Source organism: Dubosiella muris, assembly GCF_004793885.1.
Classification (GTDB): Bacteria; Bacillota_I; Bacilli_A; order Erysipelotrichales; family Erysipelotrichaceae; genus Dubosiella; species Dubosiella muris.
Genome location: NZ_SRYG01000014.1, coordinates 56,864 through 77,175 on the forward strand (window position 1 = coordinate 56,864; position 20,312 = coordinate 77,175).

Sequence of the window (20,312 nt, forward strand, 5' to 3'; positions counted from 1 at the left end):
CCCATCCATTCGGTTCTTCTTATTTTGTTTTTGGCTGGAAAAAGCGATGGGCAGCCAGCGCCAGCAAGCCGGAAAGGAAAGCCGCGATCCAATAGCATAGCGCCATGGGCAGCGACTGGATCAAAAAGCCGAACACGATGTTGCCTAACGGAACGGCGCATTGGCACGAGGCCATGACGAACGCCATCGTCTTGCCAAGCTGGTCGGCTGGGGTGATCGTTTCCAGCCACGTCAGCAGCACGATGCTCGCCATGGAACCCAGCGCCATGAGCAGCCATAAACCAACGGCCAGCGCGCCAAAAGAAACCGGACCGCCTTGGGCGATTCCCAACAGCAAGGCGATGAGCGCCAAAACGACGGCGCAGCCAGCCATGATCGTTTTGATTTCCTTCGTACCGGCGGCTTTTACGCGGGCGGAGGCGAAAAGAGCGCCCGTGATGCCGCCAATGCCGATGGCGGCTTCCAAAAGCGACAAGTGGAAATCGGCGCTGGCGCCCGCGTACCAATGCTGCGTCACAAGAACCGGAACGGAAACGCTGATCAGCCCGGAAACGACGAGATTGAACAAGGCGATCAAAACGAGGCCGCGACGAATGAGATTGTTTTGGAGGACGACGCGCCATCCGGTTTGAAAATCTTCGCGAAGCGTTCGCTGTTTTGGATGGAAAGGAATTTTTAAAAACAATTCCAGCAGCGCGGAGACGAAAAAGCAAACCGCCAGAACGAGCAAAAACGCGGTTTTCGACAAGACAGGATTGAAAAGCGCCGCCAGGACCGGGCCGATGATGGCGGACAGCTGTCCGATACCCGAAACGATGGCGTTGCCCTTCATCCAGTTCGCTTCGTCCAGCAGCGCCGGGACACTCGCGTTCACCGTTGGCTGGTACGCGCCCTGAATGGCGTACAATACAAGCAGCGCGATCGCGCACACGACAACGGGATCAAGCGCCTTCCACGCCAGCGCGACGAGCGTGACCAAAAGGGCGGTGAAAAAATCGAGGCCGGCCATGATGCGTTCTTTGCGCCAGCGATCCGCCAACACGCCGCCAACCATGGACAAAGCGATGGACGGAAGCAAGGCGATTCCGGTTACGAGGCCAAATAGAGAAGGGGAACCGGTCGCTTCGAGCAGCCAGAGTGGCAACAAAAAGCGAATCGCCGCGTTGCCAAACAAGGAGATGATTTGGCCAACGCACAACAAAAGAAATGATTTGGATGAAAGCATAGTGGATTTCCTTTCTTAAGTACCGACCGACGGTATGTATCGCGGTAAAAGAAAATCGCCGGTTGGCGAATTTCACGCCGCTTTCGAGGCGAGCGTGGCGAGATGGGCGAGCCGTTCGATGGCTTCGTCTTCAATCAAGTCGAGGCCGCACTGGCGCAGCATCTTTTGCAGCAGTTTCGCTTTGCGCGTAATTTTATTCGCGTCGGCCTGGATTGCCAGCGGATTGAGCCAAATGTTGCCGGCCAGCAACAGCAGCTCCGCCAATTCGTCCGGGTACCCGGTCACGATGGAGCCATCCTCGACGCCTTCGCGAATGAGAGGGGCGATATAGGCCGGCGCGACATGGTGGATGGAGTCGTCCCGCATCCGGGCCAGCATGAATGGATCATCATAAAGGCGGGGCGCGGCTTGAAACAAATCGTCCTGGATTGGCTGGGCGATGGAGCCGCAAAAGATCGCTTTGAGCTTTTGCGCGCCATTCATCGTCGAATCGGCGCGGATCTTGTTCAGAAATTGAACGGACTGTTCGCTCATCCGGGTGATGACCGCTTCCAGAATTTCCTCTTTGCTTGCGAAATGGTGGTAGATCGCGCCTTTGCTCAAGCCGTTCAAATCGTGAAGAATGTCCTGAATGGATGTTTTTTCGTATCCTTTTTCAGAAAACAGCCGCTGGGACACATCGAGAATTTGCTGGATCGTCGCCTGGGAATCGCGTTTTTTCGGCATAGGGCCTCCTTTACATACCGTTGGTATGTTTATCGTATCAAACTTTTGCGGTCCACGCAATGAAAAAACCGGCTATTTCACCGGTTTCACGTAGGCGTCGAAATAATTTTGATAGACGTCGAGATTTTGATCGCTTTTGATTTTTGTGCCAAAGAGCGCCTGCGGCTTGGATTCGATCGCTTCCGCTGTCAGGAAACCAACCGGCGTTTCCAACGCGTACGTCCCGGTTGGCCCGCAAGCCCAAATGTCCTCGTTGACATGCGGCGTGCCGGCAAACTTGCGAAGCATCGTCGCGATGGCCAGCTCTTCAGGATAGAGGCACATTTTAAACGTGTTGGAGCAATACGGAAACGCGTCGGCCAGCGCCTTGGCGCTTTCCGGCGTCAAAATGAACCATGGAAAGCTCAACACGAGCGTGTCTTCGATTTTTCGCTGTTTGAAGTTGTGCACGATTTTCGAAGTCATCGCGTTCATGCCCTTGATCATCCGGCTCGTTTGAAAGTTCATCGTGTTTGTGAAGAACGCGTAGTTTTCAAATCGCTTGGCGATCGTTTCATCGTGGTCGGAATCGTTGACGACGTAGTAAATGTCCTGACCTTCGTGCTCGTTCAAATACGCGACGATCGTGTCGCGGGAGCGGATGGGCATCATGCCGTCCGTCATCAGGATGAACCGGTCGTAGTGCTTGCGCTCGTTGATTTGCGCGTCCAGCGCGTTGCGCAGCTGGACGATTTGACCGCGCGGCAGCGACAAATCGGCGTCCAGCGCTTTTTGCTGGATTTGGGAAACGTGAAGCGCCGGCTCGTCGGCGTAGGAAATGACCATTTGATCCCGCAAGTCGTCGTCGTTGATCATGACGAACACTTCGTCGCCAGGCTCGATGAGCTGGTCGACATTTTCCGACAACTCGTCAAACGACGTGCCGGTGTAATGCATGCAGTAGGCTATTTTCATGTTTGTTTTCTCCTGTTTTTCTTTTTATAGTAGCGTTCCGCAAAAAGAAAAACAAGCCGGTTCCGGCTTATTTTTCCTCGATTCGGGCGATTTCGTCCATTACCTCTTCCAGCGACTCGCTTGCCAGACGAACGGTTTCCCGGCATTTGAACGCTTTGGTGTAGTGCACCGGCTTGACTTGGGCGCATTGCGTCGCGCCAAGCTTCTTGTTGAAAGCGGCGACGACTTTTTGCGAGTAGGGACGAAGCGTGTCCAAATGGTCGTGCGCCTTGGTTTCAACCGTCATTTTCGACAAGGCGGCTATGCTTGCGCACAACGCCCCGCACGTCAATCCCGTATACATGCCGCTGCCAAACCCGGCCATCATTTTCAAGTCTTCCTCGTGCAGGTCCAGCCCATAGTACGCGTCGCAAGCGCGGATGATCGCTTCCGAGCAGTTGTATCCGGCCGCGTAGTTTTCCAAAGCGAGATCGGTGAGGCTCATGACGATTTCCTCCATCCAAAATCGCGTAAAATCGCTTCGACATCCTCGTCAAACGTGCCAAAAGTAATGCCGTATTGGGCAAGCTTTTGCGCGTCCAGACGATAGTCGCGGAACCGGTCGGCGTACCGCTCCTCGTTTGGCAAAATGTAGCGCGCGATGGCTTCCGGCGTCGCGCCCAGCATCGAGGCGACCGTTTTCGCGCTTTCATACGTCGATTTGTCGTTGGCGGACGCGACATGGTAAATGCCGGCCGGCAACGTCGTAATGGCTTCAAATTGCTCAGCCAGCCGTCGGGCATACGTCATGCAACGCTTTTCATGCACGGTAAATAGCGTTGGCTGCTGGTGCAAGATGGCGTTCATGACATTGGATACGATGTTTGGACTCGCCTTGATGCCTGGCATTGACAAGCCCATCATCCAGGAAAAACGCAAAATAACCGCGTCCGGACACCATTGATGGAGAATTTTTTCGCATTCGATTTTATTTTGACCATAGACCGTCACGGCCGCTATGTCCTCTTCTTCGGCAAAAGGTCCAAAATTCGTCTTGCCGTTAAAAACCTGCTCGGTCGAGCAAAAAATCAGGCGGGCCCCTTTTTCATGGCACACTTTCGCGATCGCCTCGGTCGATTCCACGTTGATTCGATGGGCGAGCGCCGGATTTTCTTCGCATACAGCGGTCGTCGCGTTGGCCGCCGTATGGAGGCAAAGATCAAAATCCTGTGAGCGGACAAAGCGTTCCACCGCGTCCGGATCGGACAGGTCGGCATCTTTGCGCGTCATTTTGATCCAGTTGAATTTCGTTTGGTTGACAGCGGCGATATACGAGGCGATATACCCGTTGGCGCCGGTGACTAAAATTGTTTTCATCTTCAATTTCCTTTCGTTTGACTATAGAGCAGGTGCGCTCCTTGTTTTATTGTAACATGAGAAAGGGAAGCGGGAACGAAGGCGCTTTCATATTTTTTGAAAGGGTATTCGACACCATCGACGACCAGCGTCGTGTCCTCGCCAAGGTTGGACAACAGAAAGTACACTCCGTTGCCGGCGATGTCGATGTCCTTGTCGGCGAAAATTTCGTCTACGACGTAATGCGGGGTGTCTCCGATGCGGCGTGTCGTGTTTTGCGCCGGCACAAACGTTGGACGCAACGCGAAGTTGGCAACATCGAACGATTCCTTCAAATGGAGCGGGCGCTGGCTTCCGTCGGCGTTTTTGCGGTTGTAGTCGTAAAAACGATAGGTGACATTGGAGTTGGTGCCCACTTCGATCGCCAAAATGCCGGCGCCTAACGCGTGAAGCATGCCCGCGGGAATGTCGATGTAGTCGCCCGGTTTGACTTCCTGATACGACAAGTAGTTTTCCAGCGTTCCGTCTTCAACGGCTTTTTTGAGCGTCGCCGGATCGTCGGTCGTGGTGCCCGCGACAAGCTTGGCGCCCGGCTCGGCGTCGATAATGTACCAGCTTTCGTCTTTGCCGAAGTCGTTGGCATGCTCCATGGCGTAGGCGTCAAACGGATGGACTTGAATGCTCAGGGCGTCCTTGGCGTCCAGGAAGGCGACGCGCAGCATTTCGTGCATCGTGATGCCTTTTCCAAGCATCGCTTCCGGATCGCTGTCAATGAGCGCCTGAAGCGTGCAGCCCGCGTCGCGGACCGGGTTTGTGCAATACGGATGGGCGCTCACTTCCCACCATGTGCCATAGTTTTTGTCGGCGTGGCGGAACGTGGACATTTTGTCGTTGCCCCAAATCGTGTAGTCGGGAATCGGTTCTAAGATGTATGGTTTCATTGGTTGGCTTCCTCCTTGAATTGTTCGAGAATCGTCAACGAAGCGCTTGTGCCAATCCGGCTGGCGCCCGCCTCGATCATCGCCCGACACGTTTTCCAGTCGCGGATGCCGCCTGCCGCTTTGACTTTCACGTCGTCGCCAACGACGGATTTCATCAGCGCCACGTCTTCGACGGTCGCGCTGGTCGGGCCAAATCCGGTGCTCGTTTTAATGTAGTCGGGCCGGACTTTTTTCGCGATTTCGCTCAAGGTTTTGATTTCGTCTTTTGTTAAATAGCAGTTTTCAAAAATGACTTTGCATGGCACGTTGTATTGGTGGCAGAGCGCCGTCATTTGCCGCATTTCGTCTTCGATATACGCCCAGTCGTGCATTTTCGCCTTGCCGATATGAATGACGTAGTCGATTTCGTCGCTGCCATCCTGGATGGCGCGCTCGCATTCAAACAGCTTGCTTTGCAGGCCCGACTGGCCAAGCGGAAACGAAATGGCTGCGCCAACGTGGACATCCGTTCCCTCAAGCCATTGCTTGCATGGGATGACCCAGGCGGTGTTGATGGCGACCATCGCGCTGCCCATGGCTCTCGCCTCGTCGCAAAGCTTTTTCATTTCCTTGTCGGTGGCGTCGGCTTTCAAGTACGTATGGTCAAAGTATTTCGCTAGTTCTTTTTCATTTGCTGGTAATGTTTTCATGTTGAACTCCCTCTTTTCGGATGTATTATAGCATACTAATTTAATATATTGATATACCAAATTAAGAAAATTTTCTCTGTTGGTGTAAAATCGCTTCGTGGTACAATGGATGCGAGGTGAGATCATGACAAAACTGGATTCGTCGATTCCGTATCGCAAGGTGTTGATGGTGCTGCCAAAAAAACGGATCGAGCGTGTTTTTGATTTGAAGGAAGGGTTTTCGTACGTTCCGTTCGACGACGATTTATTTGAACCGTGGTGTGCTCTGCAAACAAGCGTGAATTTGTTTTCGTCCATGGAGCAGGCGCGAGACGCCCTGGCAGCCATGCTTGAAAAAGACCGCGCTTTTTTTGAAACCCACTTTTTATTTGTGAAAAACGAGGCGGGTCAGCTGGCGGCTTCCGCCGGATTGTGGCCCGGACGCGATTTTGACGAAGAGCGGCTTCGTGTGCATTATGTGGCGTGCGACGAGTCGTGCCAGCATCAAGGCATTGCCAGGGCGATGCTCACAAAGCTTGGCGCGATGTACGACTCGATCCCGTCGAAGTATCCTTTGTACCTTTCGACACAATCCCAGTCGTATGGGGCGATCGCGTTGTACGCTTCGCTGGGGTTCACTCCGTATTTGGGCGCGTATCGCGGCAGTACCCGGGAGCAAAGCGAGCAAGCGTGGGAGGAAACGACGCGGATCTTGAAAGAGCGGGGCGCGTAAAAACAGCAGAGCGATCTGGTGTTTTTTTTGTTTTTGGGGTTTAGCACTTATCGGTTGACACTGCTAAAAGGATGGAGTATGATTTCCATATTGAAAAAACAGGATCAAAGGAGTGGAAATATGGCAGAAAAAAAAGAGTTTAAAGCGGAATCGAAACGTCTTCTTGATTTGATGATCAATTCCATTTATACCCATAAGGAAATCTTTTTGCGGGAGCTGATCTCCAACGCGTCGGATGCGATCGACAAGTATTATTATTACGCGTTGCAGCATCACGAAGCGGTCGATGGCTTGGAAATTCGAATCGACTTGAACGAAGAGGCGCGTACCTTGACGATTTCCGATAACGGAATCGGCATGAGCAAGGAAGAGCTGGAAGACAATTTGGGAACGATCGCGAAAAGCGGATCGCTGGCGTTCAAAGAGGAAATGGCGAAAAAAGAGGAGAAACCATCCGATATCGACATTATCGGCCAATTCGGCGTCGGCTTTTACGCGGCGTTCATGGTGGCCAGCGATGTGAAAGTCATCACGAAAAAAGCGGGCAGCCCGGACGCGTATTTGTGGGAAAGCGACGGCGCCAACGGCTACACGATCGAATCGGCTGTGCGCGACGGCCATGGAACGACGATCGAGCTCCAGCTGAAAGCGGACGACGACACGGAGTCGTATTCGCAGTATTTGGAGTCGTACACCATTACCGATCTTGTTCGCAAGTATTCGGATTTCATCCGGTACCCAATCAAAATGGAAGTGCAAGTCGAAAAAATGGTGGAAGGCACGGAAGACAACGAAACGCCGGATTACGAGAGCGTGCGCGAAGACAAGACGCTCAACTCGATGGTGCCGTTGTGGAAGCGTCCAAAATCGGAAGTGGAAAAAGAAGAGCTGGACCGGTTTTATAAAGACCAGTTCCACGATTTTGTCGATCCATGCAAGACGATTTTCTTTAATGTGGAAGGAAATGTCAGCTTCACGGCGCTGCTTTTCATTCCTTCGCGCGTGCCGTCGGGCTTTTACTCGCAGGAGTACAAACCGGGCTTGCAGCTGTACTCGCGCGGCGTGCGGATCATGGATCATTGCGAAGAGCTGCTGCCGGCGTATTTGCGGTTCGTGACCGGCCTGGTGGATTCGCAGGACTTGTCGCTTAACATTTCCCGGGAAATGCTGCAGCACGACCACCAGCTGCGGGTGATTAAAAACCGGATCGAGAAAAAAGTACTGAACGAGCTGGGCTCGATGCTGGCCAAGGACCGGCCGGCGTATGAAACGTTCTGGAAAAACTTTGGCCTGGATTTGAAGTTTGGCGTCTACAACAACTTTGGCCAGGACAAGGAAAAGCTGGAAAACCTGCTTCTCTTCACGTCGAGCCGCGATAAAAAACTGGTTACATTGTCGGAATACGTGGACCGGATGGGTGAAGAGCAAAAGGACATTTACTATGTGACGGGCGCGTCGCTGGATATGGCGGATCGGCTGCCTATCGTGAAAAAACTCATGTCCCGCGACATCGAGGTGCTGCTGCTGGATCACCAGGTGGACGAGTTTGTGATGCAGACGCTGGGCTCGTATCGGGATCATCCGCTGAAAAACGCATCGCAAGGCGAATTGGATTTGGATTCGGAAGAAGAAAAACAAGAACTGGAAAAGACGAGCGAGTCCAACAAAGACTTGCTGGCGTTCATGAAGGAAAGCCTCGGTGGCGAAGTGTCGGAAGTCCGGTTGTCGAACCGGCTGGTGGACGATCCGGTTATGCTGGTGGCTGGCGACGGGTTGTCGTTCGAGATGGAAAAAGTGTACGCGGCGATGGCGGCGCAAAACCAGATGGACGGCATGCCGCCAATGAAAGCGACCCGGATTTTGGAAGTGAATCCAAAAAGCCCGATTTTCAAGACGCTTCAGGAAGCGTACGCGTCCGATCAGGCGAAAGCGAAGGAAATCAGCGAAGTGCTATACGACCAGGCTTTGCTGATCGAGGGATTTGCAATCAAGGATCCAATCGAATATTCCCGCCGTATTTGCGCGTTGATTTCAAGTCAGGATTAGTTTCCTGGCTTTTTTTATAATTCGCCTTCGTTGTCTTTGCGATAGGTCGATGCTACAATAAAAAAACGGACAGGAGTAAACAGGATGAAATGTAAAGTAGAAAAGCTTTGCGGCGGATGTCAGCTGCTGAAATTCAGCCGCGACGAGCAAGCAAAAAAGAAAAGGGAAATGGTCGAAGCGATCATGGAACGAGCGCATCTCGATGTGAAGGTGGCGCCAGTCGTCATGGCGGAAGACGATTTGTTTTATCGAAATAAAGTAATCGTTGGTTTTGCCAAAGATAAAAGCCGGAAAGTCTTTTCGGGGCTTTACGCGGCGCGCTCGCATCGGGTGATCAACACGTCGGGCTGTGTCATGCAGCCCAAGCTGGTGAACGAGATCATTGATGAAATCACCCATTTGGTCGATTCCATGAAAATCGAATTATACAATGAGCGGACGGGAACCGGTTTGCTGCGGCACGTCATGATTCGTTACGCGCATTCGACAAACGAGGTCATGGTCGTCTTTGTCACGAGCACGAAGATGTTTCCGTCGCGTCGGAACCTGGTCAACGTGCTCGTCAAAAAATTCCCGCAAATTAAAACGATCATTCAAAATATCAACCCGCGGCAGACGAGTATCGTCATGCAGGACGAGTCGATCGTTTTGTATGGAAAAGGGTACATTACCGATGTGTTGTGTGGTTTGAAGATTTCCTTTACCGCCAGCTCGTTTTACCAAATCCATTCAGGACAATGCGAAAAGCTGTACGAGATGGCCAGACAAATGCTGGCTTTGCGGTCGCAGGATCGAGTACTGGACACGTATTGCGGCGTGGGAACGATTGGATTGACGCTGGCGCGCGACTGCCGCGAGGTGACAGGCGTCGAGCTGAACGCGGACGCGGTGACGATGGCGAAGGAGAACGCCGCCCAAAACGGCATTCGCAACGTTCGATTCGTCGCGATGGATTCGACGCAGTTTATGAAGGAGGCGCGTCGGTTCCATCAAAAATACGACGCGATCGTGCTGGATCCGCCGCGGGCTGGAACGACGAATTTGTTTATCGAATCGGCCTGCTCCTTGCAGCCGAACCGGATTCTCTATATTTCGTGCGATCCCAAAACGCAGGCCCGGGACTTGATCGTGTTTAAGCGTTTCGGTTATTACACCGACGAAATCAAACTTGTGGACATGTTCCCGAATACGGAGCATATCGAGTCGATCGCGCTGCTGACGAAACGAAAGATGCGCACGAATCGGATCCCGTTCCAGCAAAAGGCGCAGCCGGCAAGACCGAAAGGAAAAGGCGGACGGATGGCTCGTCCCGCAAACGCGCATTCTTCCGGTTTCCGGAAAGCGGATTCCTACCCGCATCGAACCAAGCGCAAAGCGAAAAGATAAGAAAAAACCAAAAGCCCGGATTTCTCCTGCCGGGCTTTTGTGACGTTTCTCTTTTAATTTTTGAAAGGAATTTAATTTTCTTCATTTTGATTTTTGCGGGCGGTATCCGAGAAAGGAAGGAAGAGAGTTCGGCGTCTGGCCCGCGGTTGGAAGGTGCTATATTTTTGTGTTTGGGTAATTTACATCTTTTTATTTGAGGTATTTGATGGATTCGGCAATAAATGTCGGATTCAAATACGTCTTTTCATCCTTGATATGCGTACGGGTGGCAATTCTGCCTTTGGCACTGATCCAGGTGCCGATTTCCGCCACGTTGCAAAGCGTTTCCGCGATGCCGCGCCAAAGCTCGATGGGAATGTAGTCGTATTCGTACACGCCATCCGAGTTGACAAACGGCCGCTGGACTTTCAAGGTGACATCGGCCACTTTGATGCCGTTGGCTGTTTCTTTTAAAACAGGCTGCTGGTGAATTTCACCAACGAGACAAAAAACGTTCATTTGCGACCTCCTTTCTTGGAAAGAGCGGGGAACGGCTCTTTCGGTTGTCATCATACGAAAAAGAAATGGAAGGCGCAATTTGCCTAAAATACGTAATTAAATGGAAATTGCGTTGATTACGGGGGTGATTCTTCCTGTAATGGACGTGGTTTTGTTGAAATTACAGCAAATAAGCCGTTTTGGAAAGAACCGGTGTTTCGAAAATAAAACGCAAAGTGAAAGAAAAGCGGAAACGGGATTTCCGATTTTATGAAAGCGCTATTCAAAACGGACGTGATTTCTTATAATAAAGACAAGAGAGAAAAAGGAGAATACTCATTATGAAACACAAAACATTGAAACCTTTTCCTGAGAATTTTTTGTGGGGCGCTTCTTCGTCGGCGTATCAGGTCGAGGGAGCGAGTCTGGAAGATGGCAAAGGCCCTTCGTGCCAGGACGTGAAGGAAGTGCCGGAAGGCACGTCGGATTTGACCGTTTGCGCGGATCAGTATCATCGCTATAAGGAAGACATTGCCTTGATGGCGGAAATGGGATTCAAAGCGTACCGGTTTTCGATCGCGTGGACGCGGATCCTGCCAAAGGGAACCGGCGAAATCAACCAGAAGGGAATCGACTACTATAATGATTTGATCAACGAGTGCTTGAAGTACGGCATCGAGCCGATCGTGACGATGTTCCATTTCGACATGCCGGCGGCACTGGACGAGCGCGGAAGCTGGGGCAATCCCGATTCCGTGGAGTGGTTTGTCAATTTCGCGTCGATTTTGTTTGAAAACTTCGGAGACCGGGTCAAATACTGGCTGACAATCAACGAGCAAAACGTGTTGACGCTTTCCGGTCCTGTCATTGGAACGCTGCATTTGCCGGAAGGCTGCACGAATGTCCTGAAGGAAATTTACCAGCAAAACCACCACATGCTTGTCGCGCAGGCGAAAGCGATGGTGCTTTGCCACCAGATGCTGCCGGAAGCCAAGATCGGACCGGCGCCAAACATCTCGCTGGTGTATCCGGCCACATGCAAGCCGGAGGACGTGATCGCGGCGCAAAACTTCAACGCGATTCGAAACTGGCTGTATTTGGATATGGCGGTTTACGGCATTTACAACGCGATCGTATGGAGCTATTTGGAAGAAAACGACGCGACGCCGACGTTCGCGCCTGGGGACGAGGAGGCGATGAAAAATGCGCATCCGGATTTCATCGGCTTCAACTACTACAACACAGCGACGGTAAAAGCGAGCGACGCGGAAGCGATGAGCGAAGCGGCTACTTTGGGCGATCAGCAATCCGGACGGAAAGTGGATGGCGTCTTTGAATCGGTTGACAACCCATATTTGCCAAAAACCGATTTTGGCTGGGAAATCGACCCGGTTGGCTTCCGGGCGACGACACGCGAAATGTATTCGCGTTACCATTTACCGCTGCTTGTCACGGAAAACGGCCTTGGCGCGTACGACACGCTGACCGAGGACGGAAAGGTTCACGACGCGTACCGGATCCACTACTATCAGGATCACATTCGTCAAATTCAGGAAAGCATCTCGGATGGAACGGAATTCCTTGGCTACAATCCTTGGAGCGCGATCGACTTGATTTCGACGCACGAGGGCATGGTGAAACGGTATGGCTTCATTTATGTCGACCGCGACGAATTCGACTTGAAGACGCTGGACCGCTACCGCAAAGACTCGTTCTTCTGGTACAAAAAGGTCATTGAAACCAACGGGGAAGATTTAAGCGAATAAGAAAAAGAAACGGATGAGCAAATGAATTCATCCGTTTCTTCTCTTTTTTCAGACCGGCATGTTATAATATAAAAATATAACGAGGTAAAGACATGTTTGTAGAAGAAAGACAAATGCAAATCCTGGAAGAGCTGCAGCAAAACGGCAAAGTGCGGGTCAAGGATTTAAGTGAAAAATTTTCGGTAACGGAAGATTTGATTCGAAAAGATCTTCATACGCTGGAAGACGCCGGGAAACTGAAACGCATCTATGGCGGGGCGATTGTTTTGAAGAAAAACGTCCATCGGGAAGTGGCGGCGCAACGCAAAAACGTAAATACCGAATCGAAAAAGCACATCGCGTTGAAGGCGTATTCGCTCATTAAGCCCGGGACGATCATCTTTTTGGATATTTCGACGACGAGCGTGCAGCTGGCGCAGCTGATCGCGCAAAACAACTTGCCGGTCACGGTCGTTTCCAACATGCTGGAAGTCGTTTCGGTTTTGGCGCACAGCGAAGTGAACACGATCATGATTGGCGGCGAGCTGGATTACGGACGGGATGGAATGATTGGAACGCTGGCTTACGAAATGCTGAAACGCTTTCGGTTCGACCAGGCGTTTGTCGGGGTCGTCGGCGTCAATCTGGATGAAAACGAAGTGACTACCTATATGGCGAATGAAGGCATGACCAAACGGCTTGTCGTTCAGCACGCCAAAGAGCGCTACATGCTGTGCGAGGTGGAAAAGCTTAACGAGGAAGGCAACTACAAGTTCGCGGATGTCAGCGAGTTTACGGGGTGCATTTTAGGGTATCCTATCTCGAAGGAGAGAAAGGCGCAGTTCCAGGAATTGAATGTGGAAGTGTTTGATTAGCGCGAAAGAAAAAGGAGACAAATACGCGGATCCGGCGGATCGCTTTTGTCTCCTCTTTTTATTTTGTCCATTCGGCAAATTCTTGATCGGTTCCCAAAACATAATGGGAGCCTTCCACAAAATGATTCGTTCCTTTTTCGTAGTCGATGCCACTCGTTTCATAGTCGTAGCTAAACGATTTGCGCACCTTTTCTACGATGGGATTCGGTTCGGGAATCGCCGAAAGCAGCGACTTCGTGTACGGATGAATTGGATTTTTAAAGATTTCCTCCGTCGTTCCGGTTTCGACCAGATGGCCTAAATGCATGACGCCAATCCGGTCGGAAATGTATTTGACCATGCTCAAGTCGTGCGCGATAAACAAATAAGCCGTATTGGTTTGTTTTTGGATTTTCTTCATCAAATTGACGACTTGCGCCTGAATGGACACGTCAAGCGCAGAAATGGCCTCATCGGCGATGATGAGCTTCGGGTTCATGACGAGCGCTCTGGCAATTCCAATCCGTTGCCGCTGTCCGCCGGAAAACTGATGCGGGTAGCGGTTGGCATGCTCTTTCGAGAGTCCGACGAGCTCAAGCATGTCATATACTTTTTGCGTCCGTTCCTGCTGCGAGGAATACAAATGGTGGATGTCCAGTCCTTCCGCGATAATGTCCAATACTTTTTCGCGCGGATTCAAACACGCCATGGGATCCTGGAAGATCATTTGCATGTTGGTGTGAAGAAACCGTTCTGTCTCTTTGTTCATCTTTCCGGAAATGTCGCGTCCGCAAAACGTGACATTTCCGGCGGTTGGCTCGTACAGGCGGATAATGGAGCGGCCGGTCGTGCTTTTTCCGGAGCCCGACTCGCCGACCAATCCGTACGTTTCACCGGGAGCGATCGTAAAGGAGATGCCGTCCACGGCTTTTACGGTGAATTTTCGATTGACTTTAAAGTGTTGTTTGAGGTCTTTGACTTCCAAGATCGGGGTCGTCATACGAGTTTCGCCTCCTTTTTATTTTTTTCGATTTTCTCTTTCAGATCCGCCGGCATGTCGACTTTTGGCGCGTTCGGCGCGGCAAGCCACGAAGCGACCCGATGCGTTGGCGTAATCTGGAACATCGGGGGCGCGATTTTTTCGTCGATATGCAGCGCGTATGGATTTCGAGGCGCGAACGCGTCGCCCTGGATATCCTGGATCATGTTGGGTGGCGTGCCTGGAATCGTGTACAGCTCGTCCCCGGATGTGTCCACGTCTGGCAGCGAGGCGAGCAAGCCCCATGTGTAAGGATGCTTTGGATCGTAAAAAATATCGTTTACACTGCCCGATTCAATGATGCGGCCCGCGTACATGACATTGACAAAATCGGCGACTTTGGCGACGACACCCAAATCGTGGGTGATATAAATAACCGAAAGGTTTTTCTTTTTTTGAATGTCCTGGATCAGCTCGAGGATCTTGGCCTGGATCGTCACGTCCAAAGCCGTTGTCGGCTCGTCGCAAATCAAAATTTCCGGATCGCACGAAAGGGCGATGGCGATGACGACGCGCTGCCGCATACCGCCGGAAAGCTGGTGCGGGTAGTTTTTCATCCGCTTCTCGGCGTCGGTGATGCCGACAAGCTCCAAAAGTTTCACGGCGCGTTTCCACGCTTCCTTTTTTGGCGTATTGTAGTGGAAACGCATCGCTTCCATGACTTGCTTGCCGATTGTCATGGTCGGATCCAGCGAAGTCATTGGATCCTGGAACACCATCGCGATGCGTCGTCCGCGGATTTCAGACTGGATAAACTTTTTCGACTGCTTTGTGATGTCGACGACTTTTTGCTCCTCCGGGCGGGTGTAGCCTTCCGGGATGACGCCATTGTATTTCTCGATGACTTCCTGAATTCGCTCGGGACTGAGGTCGGCATAGTGAAACTCGATCGTGCCGTTGTTGATTTGGCCGTTTCCGGCAAGGATCCCCATGACCGCTTTGGTTGTGACGGATTTTCCGGAACCGGATTCACCGACGATGGCGATCGTTTCGCCTCGATGGAGATCCAAGTCGACGCCGCGGACGGCTTTGACATTTCCGTTGTCAGTTTTAAAAGAAATATCGAGGTCGCGGATTTTTAAGATTTTTTCTTTTTGATTCAGGACTTCACCTACATTTCCTTCATTTTCGGATCGAACGCGTCGCGCAGTCCATCGGCAAGCAAGTTGAACGACAACATCAAAATTCCAAGGATCACAACAGGGATGATGACTTGGTACGGCGTGACTAAAATCGTCTTGAATCCATCGTTAATGAGCGATCCAAGCGAGGCTTGCGGCGCTGGAATGCCAAGGCCGACCATGGCGAGAAACGCCTCGTAGAAAATCGCGTTCGGGATCGAGAACATCGCCATGATGATAATTTGCCCGAAAATATTTGGCAGCACGTTTTTGAAAATAATAAAGAACCCGCTGGCTCCCAGCGTTCTGGAAGCGAGGATAAATTCGAGCTCCTTGATTTTTAGCACTTGCGCCCGGGTGATTCGCGCCATACCAATCCACTCGGTGAGGATCAGGGCGACGATGATCGTGTACAATCCCGGCTTCATGACAAGCAGCAGGAGCGTCAAAATGACAAGCGTCGGAATGGAATTGACGATTTCCTGAAAGCGCTGCATGATGGCATCGACCCAGCCGCCAAAGTATCCGCTGATCATTCCGTATAAAATACCGATAAAGACGTTGACGAGCACGGCGGTTCCGGCGACGAAAAGCGAGATCCGGCAGCCTTCCCAGCAGCGCACCCACAAGTCGCGACCGAGCACGTCGGTGCCAAAGTAATGGTAAACGTTGGCTAAATCGCCCGTATAGGTTCGAATGCCGCCTTCGCCGTTGAACCATCCCATCCATGTCAGTCCGGGAACGCGCGGGGCCATGCTTTGCTGGGCGGTGTCGACCGCGTCGAAAGAATAGCTGGAGCACATCGGCGCGACAATGGAAATCACGAGAAACAACAAAATGATCGCGCCGCCAATAATGGCGCCTTTGTTGGATTTGAAACGAACCCAGACATCGTGCATGAAAGAGGATGCCGGAACGTCTTCGTCAAACTCGAAGCGGGTCGGAATGTCGATCAGCTCGTAGTCTTGCGGCATGTAGTGATAGTCTTCTAAAAACCGATCAAGATCTTCTTGATTTTTAATGATTTTCGCCATTAGGAATGATCCCCCTTTCCAAGCCGGATGCGCGGGTCGATAATGCCGTATAAAATGTCGATGGCCAGCATCACGACGATGTACATCACGGAGTATAAGAACGAAACAGCGAGAATGACGTTGTAGTCACGGACTTCGATGGCTTTGACAAGCAGGGAACCGAGTCCGGGAATTCCGCAAATCTTCTCAATAACCATACTTCCTGTCATAAGTCCGACGATAATCGGCCCGAGTACTGTGATGACCGGAATCAGGCAGTTGCGGATGGCATGGTGGAAAATCAAATGTTTCCGGCTGATGCCTTTGGCTTCGGCAAGCTGAATGTACTCGCTGCCAAGAACCTCGATCATTTCCGAACGGGTAAATCGCGCAACGTTGGCGATGACGCCCATGGACAAGGCGACCATCGGAATGATGCTGGAAGAGACAGGTTTTGCCGAGTTGTACAAAACAGGCAAAATCGGCCACTGGACTCCAAGCAGGATGAGAAGCAAAAGGCAGAACACAAACGACGGAATCGAGACGCCAATAACGGAAAGAACGGTCGCAATCGTATCCCAGATCGTGTTTCGCTTGAGGGCGGCGACGATTCCAAGCAGGATTCCGATGATGGTTCCAATGATCGTTGCGCCAATACCTAACGCGAACGAAACGCCGATTCGCGGGCCGACCAGTCCGGACACGCTCATGTTTCTTTGAATGGCGTAGGAAATGCCAAAATCTCCTTTAAGCATATTGGATACGTAAATGAAAAACTGTTCAAGCAGCGGCTTGTCCAAACCGTAGGCGGCATAAATCGCGGCTTTTTGCGTTTCGGTGAGTTTTTCATCGTTGAATGGGGTTCCTGGCATTAATTTCAGGATCATAAACAAGACGAATACGATGACGAACAAGGTGACAACCGCGATCGCGAGCCGCTTGAGTATGTATTTCAGGGTGGATTTCTCCATGGTAGACTCCTTTCTTTTTCAATGAAAAGAGCTGTAAGGGTTGAGTTTGTCTTCTTACAGCTCAATGATGTTAGTTTGTTTTATCAAGGTTTTTTGTAAATGTAAGGAACACCGACTGCGTGGTTTTCGATGCCTTTGACATTTTTGTTGATCAAACTAGCGCCGCCAACCTGGAAGATTCCAACGACAGGTACGTCTTCCATCAAAATCGCTTCGGCTTCCTGAAGCTTTTTCCAACGCTCTTCGTCGCTCGTCGCGCCAGCGGCTTCCGCCATTTTCGCGTCGTATTCCTTGCTGGAATAGTCGCCGTAGTTGTAGGCGTTTCCGGTTAACATCAAATTCAAGTAGGTGGTTGGATCCGCATAGTCCGGTCCCCAACGGGTCAACACCATGTCGAATTCACGGGCTTTTTGTTTTTCGATCCGGTTCTCTTTTTCCTGGCTGACCATTTCAACCGTGATGCCATCCAGTTTTTGGATTTCGGATTGAATGAATTCCGCGGCTGGTTTCGACGGATCGGATGGTTCATACAGCAAGGATAAAGTAATCGAATCCACGCCAAGCTCTTCTTTCGCTTTGTCCCAGTACTCCTGCGCCGCTTTCAAGCCGTCCTCGGCGAAAATGTTGAAGTATTCCGGCGCCGTTTCCCGGTAATCTTTTCCGTCCGGTCCGGTTGAGAGGGCTTCCGGAACGAAACCGCCACAAACGACGGAACCGTCTTTCAACACGTTTTCAACAAGATCCTGACGATCCACGACGGTGGAAATCGCTTTTCGCAAATTCTCATTTTGCAAGTATTTGTTGGCGAAGTTGTATTGGAGGTACCAAAGGTAGCCTTCAAGAACTGTCGTGTACGAATCGCTGTCTTTGTATTTGTCGACAAGTGTGGAATTCAGTTTTGTAAAGTCGGTGTTTCCGCTTTCGAAATCAAGGGCCGAAGTGCTCGCTTCCGGAACGATATTGACATTCATTCCATCGACTTTCACGTTGTCGGCGTCCCAGTACTTTTCGTTTTTCACTAAAACCAGCTTGTTTCCTTTGCTCCAGCTTTCCAGCTTAAATGGACCATTGGCCAGCAGAGCGTCCGCGGTTAAGGCGTAATCATCGCCTTTTTCCGTGGCGAATTCCTCATTGACCGGATAGAAAACAGGGAAGGACATCAAACTCAGGAAATACGGACATTTTTGACTGAGCTTGACTTCAAACGTCTTTTCGTCCAGCGCCTTGGCTCCCAGTTCAAGCGAATCGTCGCCGGCTAAAATCTCGTTAGCGTTTTGAATGCAGGCGCCGTCCGATCCAAACAAATAGGCGTACTCTGCTTTGGGATTTTTTATTGTCGCGTCCCAGGCGTATTCAAAATCCTGTGCCGTGACCGGTGCGTCGTTGGACCATACCGCGTCTCGTAAATGGAACGTGTATGTCAAACCATCCTCGGAAACGTCGTACGATTCGGCGAGGGCAGGAATGATGTTGCCGTCAGCGTCGACCGATTCAAGACCTTCGATCGTCGATGCGAGCATTTCGAATGACATACCATCCGTGGCATAGCGCGAGTCCATGGAAATGACATCGTTTTCCTTTGCCAGATTGACATAATTTCCCGAGGCGGAATTTCCCGCGTCGGAACCAGAGCAACCGACAAGGGAGAACGTCATCACCGAACAACATGCCAGTGATAAGAATTTCTTCACAGTTTCTCCTCCTGCGTGTTCGTTTTGTGAACACTTATAAAGGTATTATAAACAAATATGGTATGATTGCAATGACTTTCAGAAAAATATGTGAAAAGATTTTTCATAAAAGCGGGTTTTTTCATTTGCATTCAGATATAATGAAAATGGTGATCAAAATGAAAGAAATCAAAATAAACGAAATTAAAAATTTTAACATTGGAAATGCGCAGGATTTTGACGGCGCGACAGGCTGCACGGTCATCCTTTGCGAAAAGGGTGCGACGGCCGGCGTGGATGTGCGAGGCGGCGGACCCGCCACCCGGGAAACCGATTTGCTGCGTCCGGAAAACATGGTTCAAAAAATCCACGCGGTTGTGTTAGGGGGTGGATCGGCTTTTGGTCTGGAAGCGTCAAGCGGCGTCATGGAATTTTTAAAGGAAAAAGGCGTCGGTTTCCGGTTGAAAGACATCACCGTTCCCATCGTTTGCCAGGCGTGTTTGTTTGATTTAGGCGTCGGCAATCCCAACGCGTATCCAGGAAAAGAATTAGGCCGAATCGCGTGTATCAACAGCGAGTTCAACATCGTGGAGCATGGAAACGTCGGCGCGGGAACGGGCGCGAGCGTTGGAAAAGGGCTGGGAAACGAATTCGCGATGAAAAGCGGACTGGGAACGTACGCTTTGCAGTGCAAAGATGTCCAAGTCGGCGCCATTGTGGCGGTAAACGCCTGCGGTGACGTATACGAGCCCAATTCGAAAATCCATGTAAGCGGCCTTTACGACCGGGAAAAGAAAGAATATTTGGATAGCGAGCAATTATTGATGGAAGCCGCGGAAGCGAAGCCGCACGAAAACACCACAATCGCCTGCATTATCACAACCGCCGATTTGGATAAGGCGCAAATGAACAAAGTAGCCGCCATGGCGCAAGACGCGCTGGCAAGGACGATTCGGCCTGTGCACACTTCAAGCGATGGCGATACCGTGTTTGCGATGGCTTGCGGAAAGGCGCAGGCAACCACGGATTTGGTTGGAATCATGGCGGTCAAGGCGTTGGAGCAAGCGATCGTTGTCGGATGCAAAGAAGCCGAAGAAGCGTATGGACTAAAAAGCTATCGCGCGGTTCAAAAAGAAGGGAAAAAGTAAAGCGATTGGTTTTGGATCCAATCGTTTTTCTTTCTCATTGAAAAGGGAACCTGGCTCTGCCAACGAATAAAAAAAACAAAAACCATAGTTGATCGTTTATAAAAAATCCCGCATCCGATCCAGCAAAACCTCTCCTTTTTCCTCTTTTTATCTGTCATCTAAATTTATTTAAAAAAGATATAAAAAGTAGTTGACAGTTGATGGAGAGTGCGGTATGATAAGTGAGCGTTAAGGAAACGCCTCTCGAAAACGACAAACTT

The 20,312-nt window shown here is 51.0% G+C and carries 20 protein-coding genes; 7 read left to right on the top strand and 13 right to left on the bottom strand.

Translation table 11 applies throughout. The annotated features are described in order from the left end of the window. Positions 1–19 precede the first annotated feature (19 nt). The 7 genes from E5336_RS07675 to deoC form a co-directional block, all read right to left on the bottom strand. Positions 20–1,225 (bottom strand): MFS transporter, encoded by a 1,206-nt coding sequence (locus E5336_RS07675; RefSeq protein ID WP_135980531.1) that lies wholly within the window; start codon positions 1,223–1,225, stop codon positions 20–22. Between the two features lie 72 nt (positions 1,226–1,297). After that, on the bottom strand, positions 1,298–1,951 hold the full coding sequence (locus E5336_RS07680; protein ID WP_135980532.1) for a TetR/AcrR family transcriptional regulator: 654 nt from the start codon (positions 1,949–1,951) through the stop codon (positions 1,298–1,300). A 72-nt stretch (positions 1,952–2,023) separates the two neighbouring features. Continuing rightward, positions 2,024–2,905: a hypothetical protein gene (locus E5336_RS07685; RefSeq protein ID WP_135980533.1), complete on the bottom strand. Its 882-nt coding sequence runs from the start codon at positions 2,903–2,905 to the stop codon at positions 2,024–2,026. A 67-nt stretch (positions 2,906–2,972) separates the two neighbouring features. Then, complete coding sequence (locus E5336_RS07690) at positions 2,973–3,389, bottom strand: C-GCAxxG-C-C family (seleno)protein (protein WP_135980534.1); 417 nt, start codon at positions 3,387–3,389, stop codon at positions 2,973–2,975. Beyond that, complete coding sequence (locus E5336_RS07695) at positions 3,386–4,261, bottom strand: SDR family oxidoreductase (protein ID WP_135980535.1); 876 nt, start codon at positions 4,259–4,261, stop codon at positions 3,386–3,388. The genes E5336_RS07690 and E5336_RS07695 overlap by 4 nt, the downstream gene beginning before the upstream one ends. A gap of 2 nt (positions 4,262–4,263) precedes the next feature. Beyond that, positions 4,264–5,181: a class I mannose-6-phosphate isomerase gene (locus E5336_RS07700; RefSeq protein ID WP_135980536.1), complete on the bottom strand. Its 918-nt coding sequence runs from the start codon at positions 5,179–5,181 to the stop codon at positions 4,264–4,266. Beyond that, positions 5,178–5,870 (bottom strand): deoxyribose-phosphate aldolase, encoded by a 693-nt coding sequence (deoC, locus tag E5336_RS07705; RefSeq protein ID WP_135980537.1) that lies wholly within the window; start codon positions 5,868–5,870, stop codon positions 5,178–5,180. The genes E5336_RS07700 and deoC overlap by 4 nt, the downstream gene beginning before the upstream one ends. 124 nt (positions 5,871–5,994) lie before the next feature. On the opposite strand from deoC, the gene E5336_RS07710 reads away from it, so the two are divergent. The 3 genes from E5336_RS07710 to rlmD all read left to right on the top strand — a co-directional run bounded on the left by E5336_RS07710 (position 5,995) and on the right by rlmD (position 10,014). Further along, positions 5,995–6,582 (top strand): GNAT family N-acetyltransferase, encoded by a 588-nt coding sequence (locus E5336_RS07710; protein WP_135980538.1) that lies wholly within the window; start codon positions 5,995–5,997, stop codon positions 6,580–6,582. 120 nt (positions 6,583–6,702) lie between these two features. Then, complete coding sequence (gene htpG, locus E5336_RS07715) at positions 6,703–8,628, top strand: molecular chaperone HtpG (protein ID WP_135980539.1); 1,926 nt, start codon at positions 6,703–6,705, stop codon at positions 8,626–8,628. A gap of 84 nt (positions 8,629–8,712) precedes the next feature. After that, complete coding sequence (gene rlmD, locus E5336_RS07720) at positions 8,713–10,014, top strand: 23S rRNA (uracil(1939)-C(5))-methyltransferase RlmD (RefSeq protein WP_135980540.1); 1,302 nt, start codon at positions 8,713–8,715, stop codon at positions 10,012–10,014. Between the two features lie 189 nt (positions 10,015–10,203). On the opposite strand, the gene E5336_RS07725 is transcribed toward rlmD, so the two are convergent. Continuing rightward, a complete protein-coding gene (locus tag E5336_RS07725; protein ID WP_168353598.1) occupies positions 10,204–10,512 on the bottom strand; it encodes a single-stranded DNA-binding protein in 309 nt (102 codons plus the stop codon). Between the two features lie 100 nt (positions 10,513–10,612). On the opposite strand from E5336_RS07725, the gene E5336_RS12600 reads away from it, so the two are divergent. From E5336_RS12600 to E5336_RS07735, 3 genes are all read left to right on the top strand, one after another. After that, positions 10,613–10,765, top strand: a complete 153-nt coding sequence (locus E5336_RS12600) for a hypothetical protein (RefSeq protein ID WP_277820820.1) — start codon at positions 10,613–10,615, stop codon at positions 10,763–10,765. A gap of 67 nt (positions 10,766–10,832) precedes the next feature. Beyond that, a complete protein-coding gene (locus tag E5336_RS07730) occupies positions 10,833–12,257 on the top strand; it encodes a glycoside hydrolase family 1 protein (RefSeq protein WP_135980542.1) in 1,425 nt (474 codons plus the stop codon). 92 nt (positions 12,258–12,349) lie between these two features. After that, the gene (locus E5336_RS07735; RefSeq protein WP_135980543.1) at positions 12,350–13,111 is read left to right on the top strand and encodes a DeoR/GlpR family DNA-binding transcription regulator; all 762 of its coding nucleotides are present in this window, start codon (positions 12,350–12,352) and stop codon (positions 13,109–13,111) included. Between the two features lie 58 nt (positions 13,112–13,169). Here E5336_RS07735 and E5336_RS07740 read toward each other — a convergent pair whose 3' ends face one another. From E5336_RS07740 to E5336_RS07760, 5 genes are all read right to left on the bottom strand, one after another. Further along, entirely contained in the window at positions 13,170–14,090 is a 921-nt protein-coding gene (locus E5336_RS07740) for an ABC transporter ATP-binding protein (protein WP_135980544.1), read from the bottom strand. Beyond that, positions 14,087–15,232, bottom strand: a complete 1,146-nt coding sequence (locus E5336_RS07745; RefSeq protein WP_135980545.1) for an ABC transporter ATP-binding protein — start codon at positions 15,230–15,232, stop codon at positions 14,087–14,089. The genes E5336_RS07740 and E5336_RS07745 overlap by 4 nt, the downstream gene beginning before the upstream one ends. Positions 15,233–15,240: 8 nt before the next feature. Next, the gene (locus E5336_RS07750) at positions 15,241–16,284 is read right to left on the bottom strand and encodes an ABC transporter permease (protein WP_277820821.1); all 1,044 of its coding nucleotides are present in this window, start codon (positions 16,282–16,284) and stop codon (positions 15,241–15,243) included. Then, the gene (locus E5336_RS07755; protein WP_135980546.1) at positions 16,284–17,234 is read right to left on the bottom strand and encodes an ABC transporter permease; all 951 of its coding nucleotides are present in this window, start codon (positions 17,232–17,234) and stop codon (positions 16,284–16,286) included. The genes E5336_RS07750 and E5336_RS07755 overlap by 1 nt, the downstream gene beginning before the upstream one ends. Positions 17,235–17,317: 83 nt before the next feature. After that, positions 17,318–18,925 (bottom strand): peptide ABC transporter substrate-binding protein, encoded by a 1,608-nt coding sequence (locus tag E5336_RS07760; RefSeq protein WP_277820822.1) that lies wholly within the window; start codon positions 18,923–18,925, stop codon positions 17,318–17,320. Positions 18,926–19,071: 146 nt separating this feature from the next. Here E5336_RS07760 and E5336_RS07765 point away from each other — a divergent pair, with 146 nt between their 5' ends. Next, positions 19,072–20,052 carry a P1 family peptidase gene (locus E5336_RS07765; RefSeq protein WP_338400919.1) on the top strand — a complete coding sequence of 327 codons (981 nt, stop codon included), beginning with the start codon at positions 19,072–19,074 and terminating at the stop codon, positions 20,050–20,052. The last annotated feature ends 260 nt before the right edge of the window (positions 20,053–20,312 follow it).

Bases quoted from the DNA above. Each gene is read 5' to 3' on its own strand.
- E5336_RS07675 (WP_135980531.1), bottom strand. From the start codon at position 1,225: ATGCTTTCATCCAAATCATTTCTTTTGTTGTGCGTTGGCCAAATCATC.
- E5336_RS07680 (WP_135980532.1), bottom strand. From the start codon at position 1,951: ATGCCGAAAAAACGCGATTCCCAGGCGACGATCCAGCAAATTCTCGAT.
- E5336_RS07685 (WP_135980533.1), bottom strand. From the start codon at position 2,905: ATGAAAATAGCCTACTGCATGCATTACACCGGCACGTCGTTTGACGAG.
- E5336_RS07690 (WP_135980534.1), bottom strand. From the start codon at position 3,389: ATGAGCCTCACCGATCTCGCTTTGGAAAACTACGCGGCCGGATACAAC.
- E5336_RS07695 (WP_135980535.1), bottom strand. From the start codon at position 4,261: ATGAAAACAATTTTAGTCACCGGCGCCAACGGGTATATCGCCTCGTAT.
- E5336_RS07700 (WP_135980536.1), bottom strand. From the start codon at position 5,181: ATGAAACCATACATCTTAGAACCGATTCCCGACTACACGATTTGGGGC.
- deoC (WP_135980537.1), bottom strand. From the start codon at position 5,870: ATGAAAACATTACCAGCAAATGAAAAAGAACTAGCGAAATACTTTGAC.
- E5336_RS07710 (WP_135980538.1), top strand. From the start codon at position 5,995: ATGACAAAACTGGATTCGTCGATTCCGTATCGCAAGGTGTTGATGGTG.
- htpG (WP_135980539.1), top strand. From the start codon at position 6,703: ATGGCAGAAAAAAAAGAGTTTAAAGCGGAATCGAAACGTCTTCTTGAT.
- rlmD (WP_135980540.1), top strand. From the start codon at position 8,713: ATGAAATGTAAAGTAGAAAAGCTTTGCGGCGGATGTCAGCTGCTGAAA.
- E5336_RS07725 (WP_168353598.1), bottom strand. From the start codon at position 10,512: ATGAACGTTTTTTGTCTCGTTGGTGAAATTCACCAGCAGCCTGTTTTA.
- E5336_RS12600 (WP_277820820.1), top strand. From the start codon at position 10,613: ATGGAAATTGCGTTGATTACGGGGGTGATTCTTCCTGTAATGGACGTG.
- E5336_RS07730 (WP_135980542.1), top strand. From the start codon at position 10,833: ATGAAACACAAAACATTGAAACCTTTTCCTGAGAATTTTTTGTGGGGC.
- E5336_RS07735 (WP_135980543.1), top strand. From the start codon at position 12,350: ATGTTTGTAGAAGAAAGACAAATGCAAATCCTGGAAGAGCTGCAGCAA.
- E5336_RS07740 (WP_135980544.1), bottom strand. From the start codon at position 14,090: ATGACGACCCCGATCTTGGAAGTCAAAGACCTCAAACAACACTTTAAA.
- E5336_RS07750 (WP_277820821.1), bottom strand. From the start codon at position 16,284: ATGGCGAAAATCATTAAAAATCAAGAAGATCTTGATCGGTTTTTAGAA.
- E5336_RS07755 (WP_135980546.1), bottom strand. From the start codon at position 17,234: ATGGAGAAATCCACCCTGAAATACATACTCAAGCGGCTCGCGATCGCG.
- E5336_RS07765 (WP_338400919.1), top strand. From the start codon at position 19,072: ATGGTGATCAAAATGAAAGAAATCAAAATAAACGAAATTAAAAATTTT.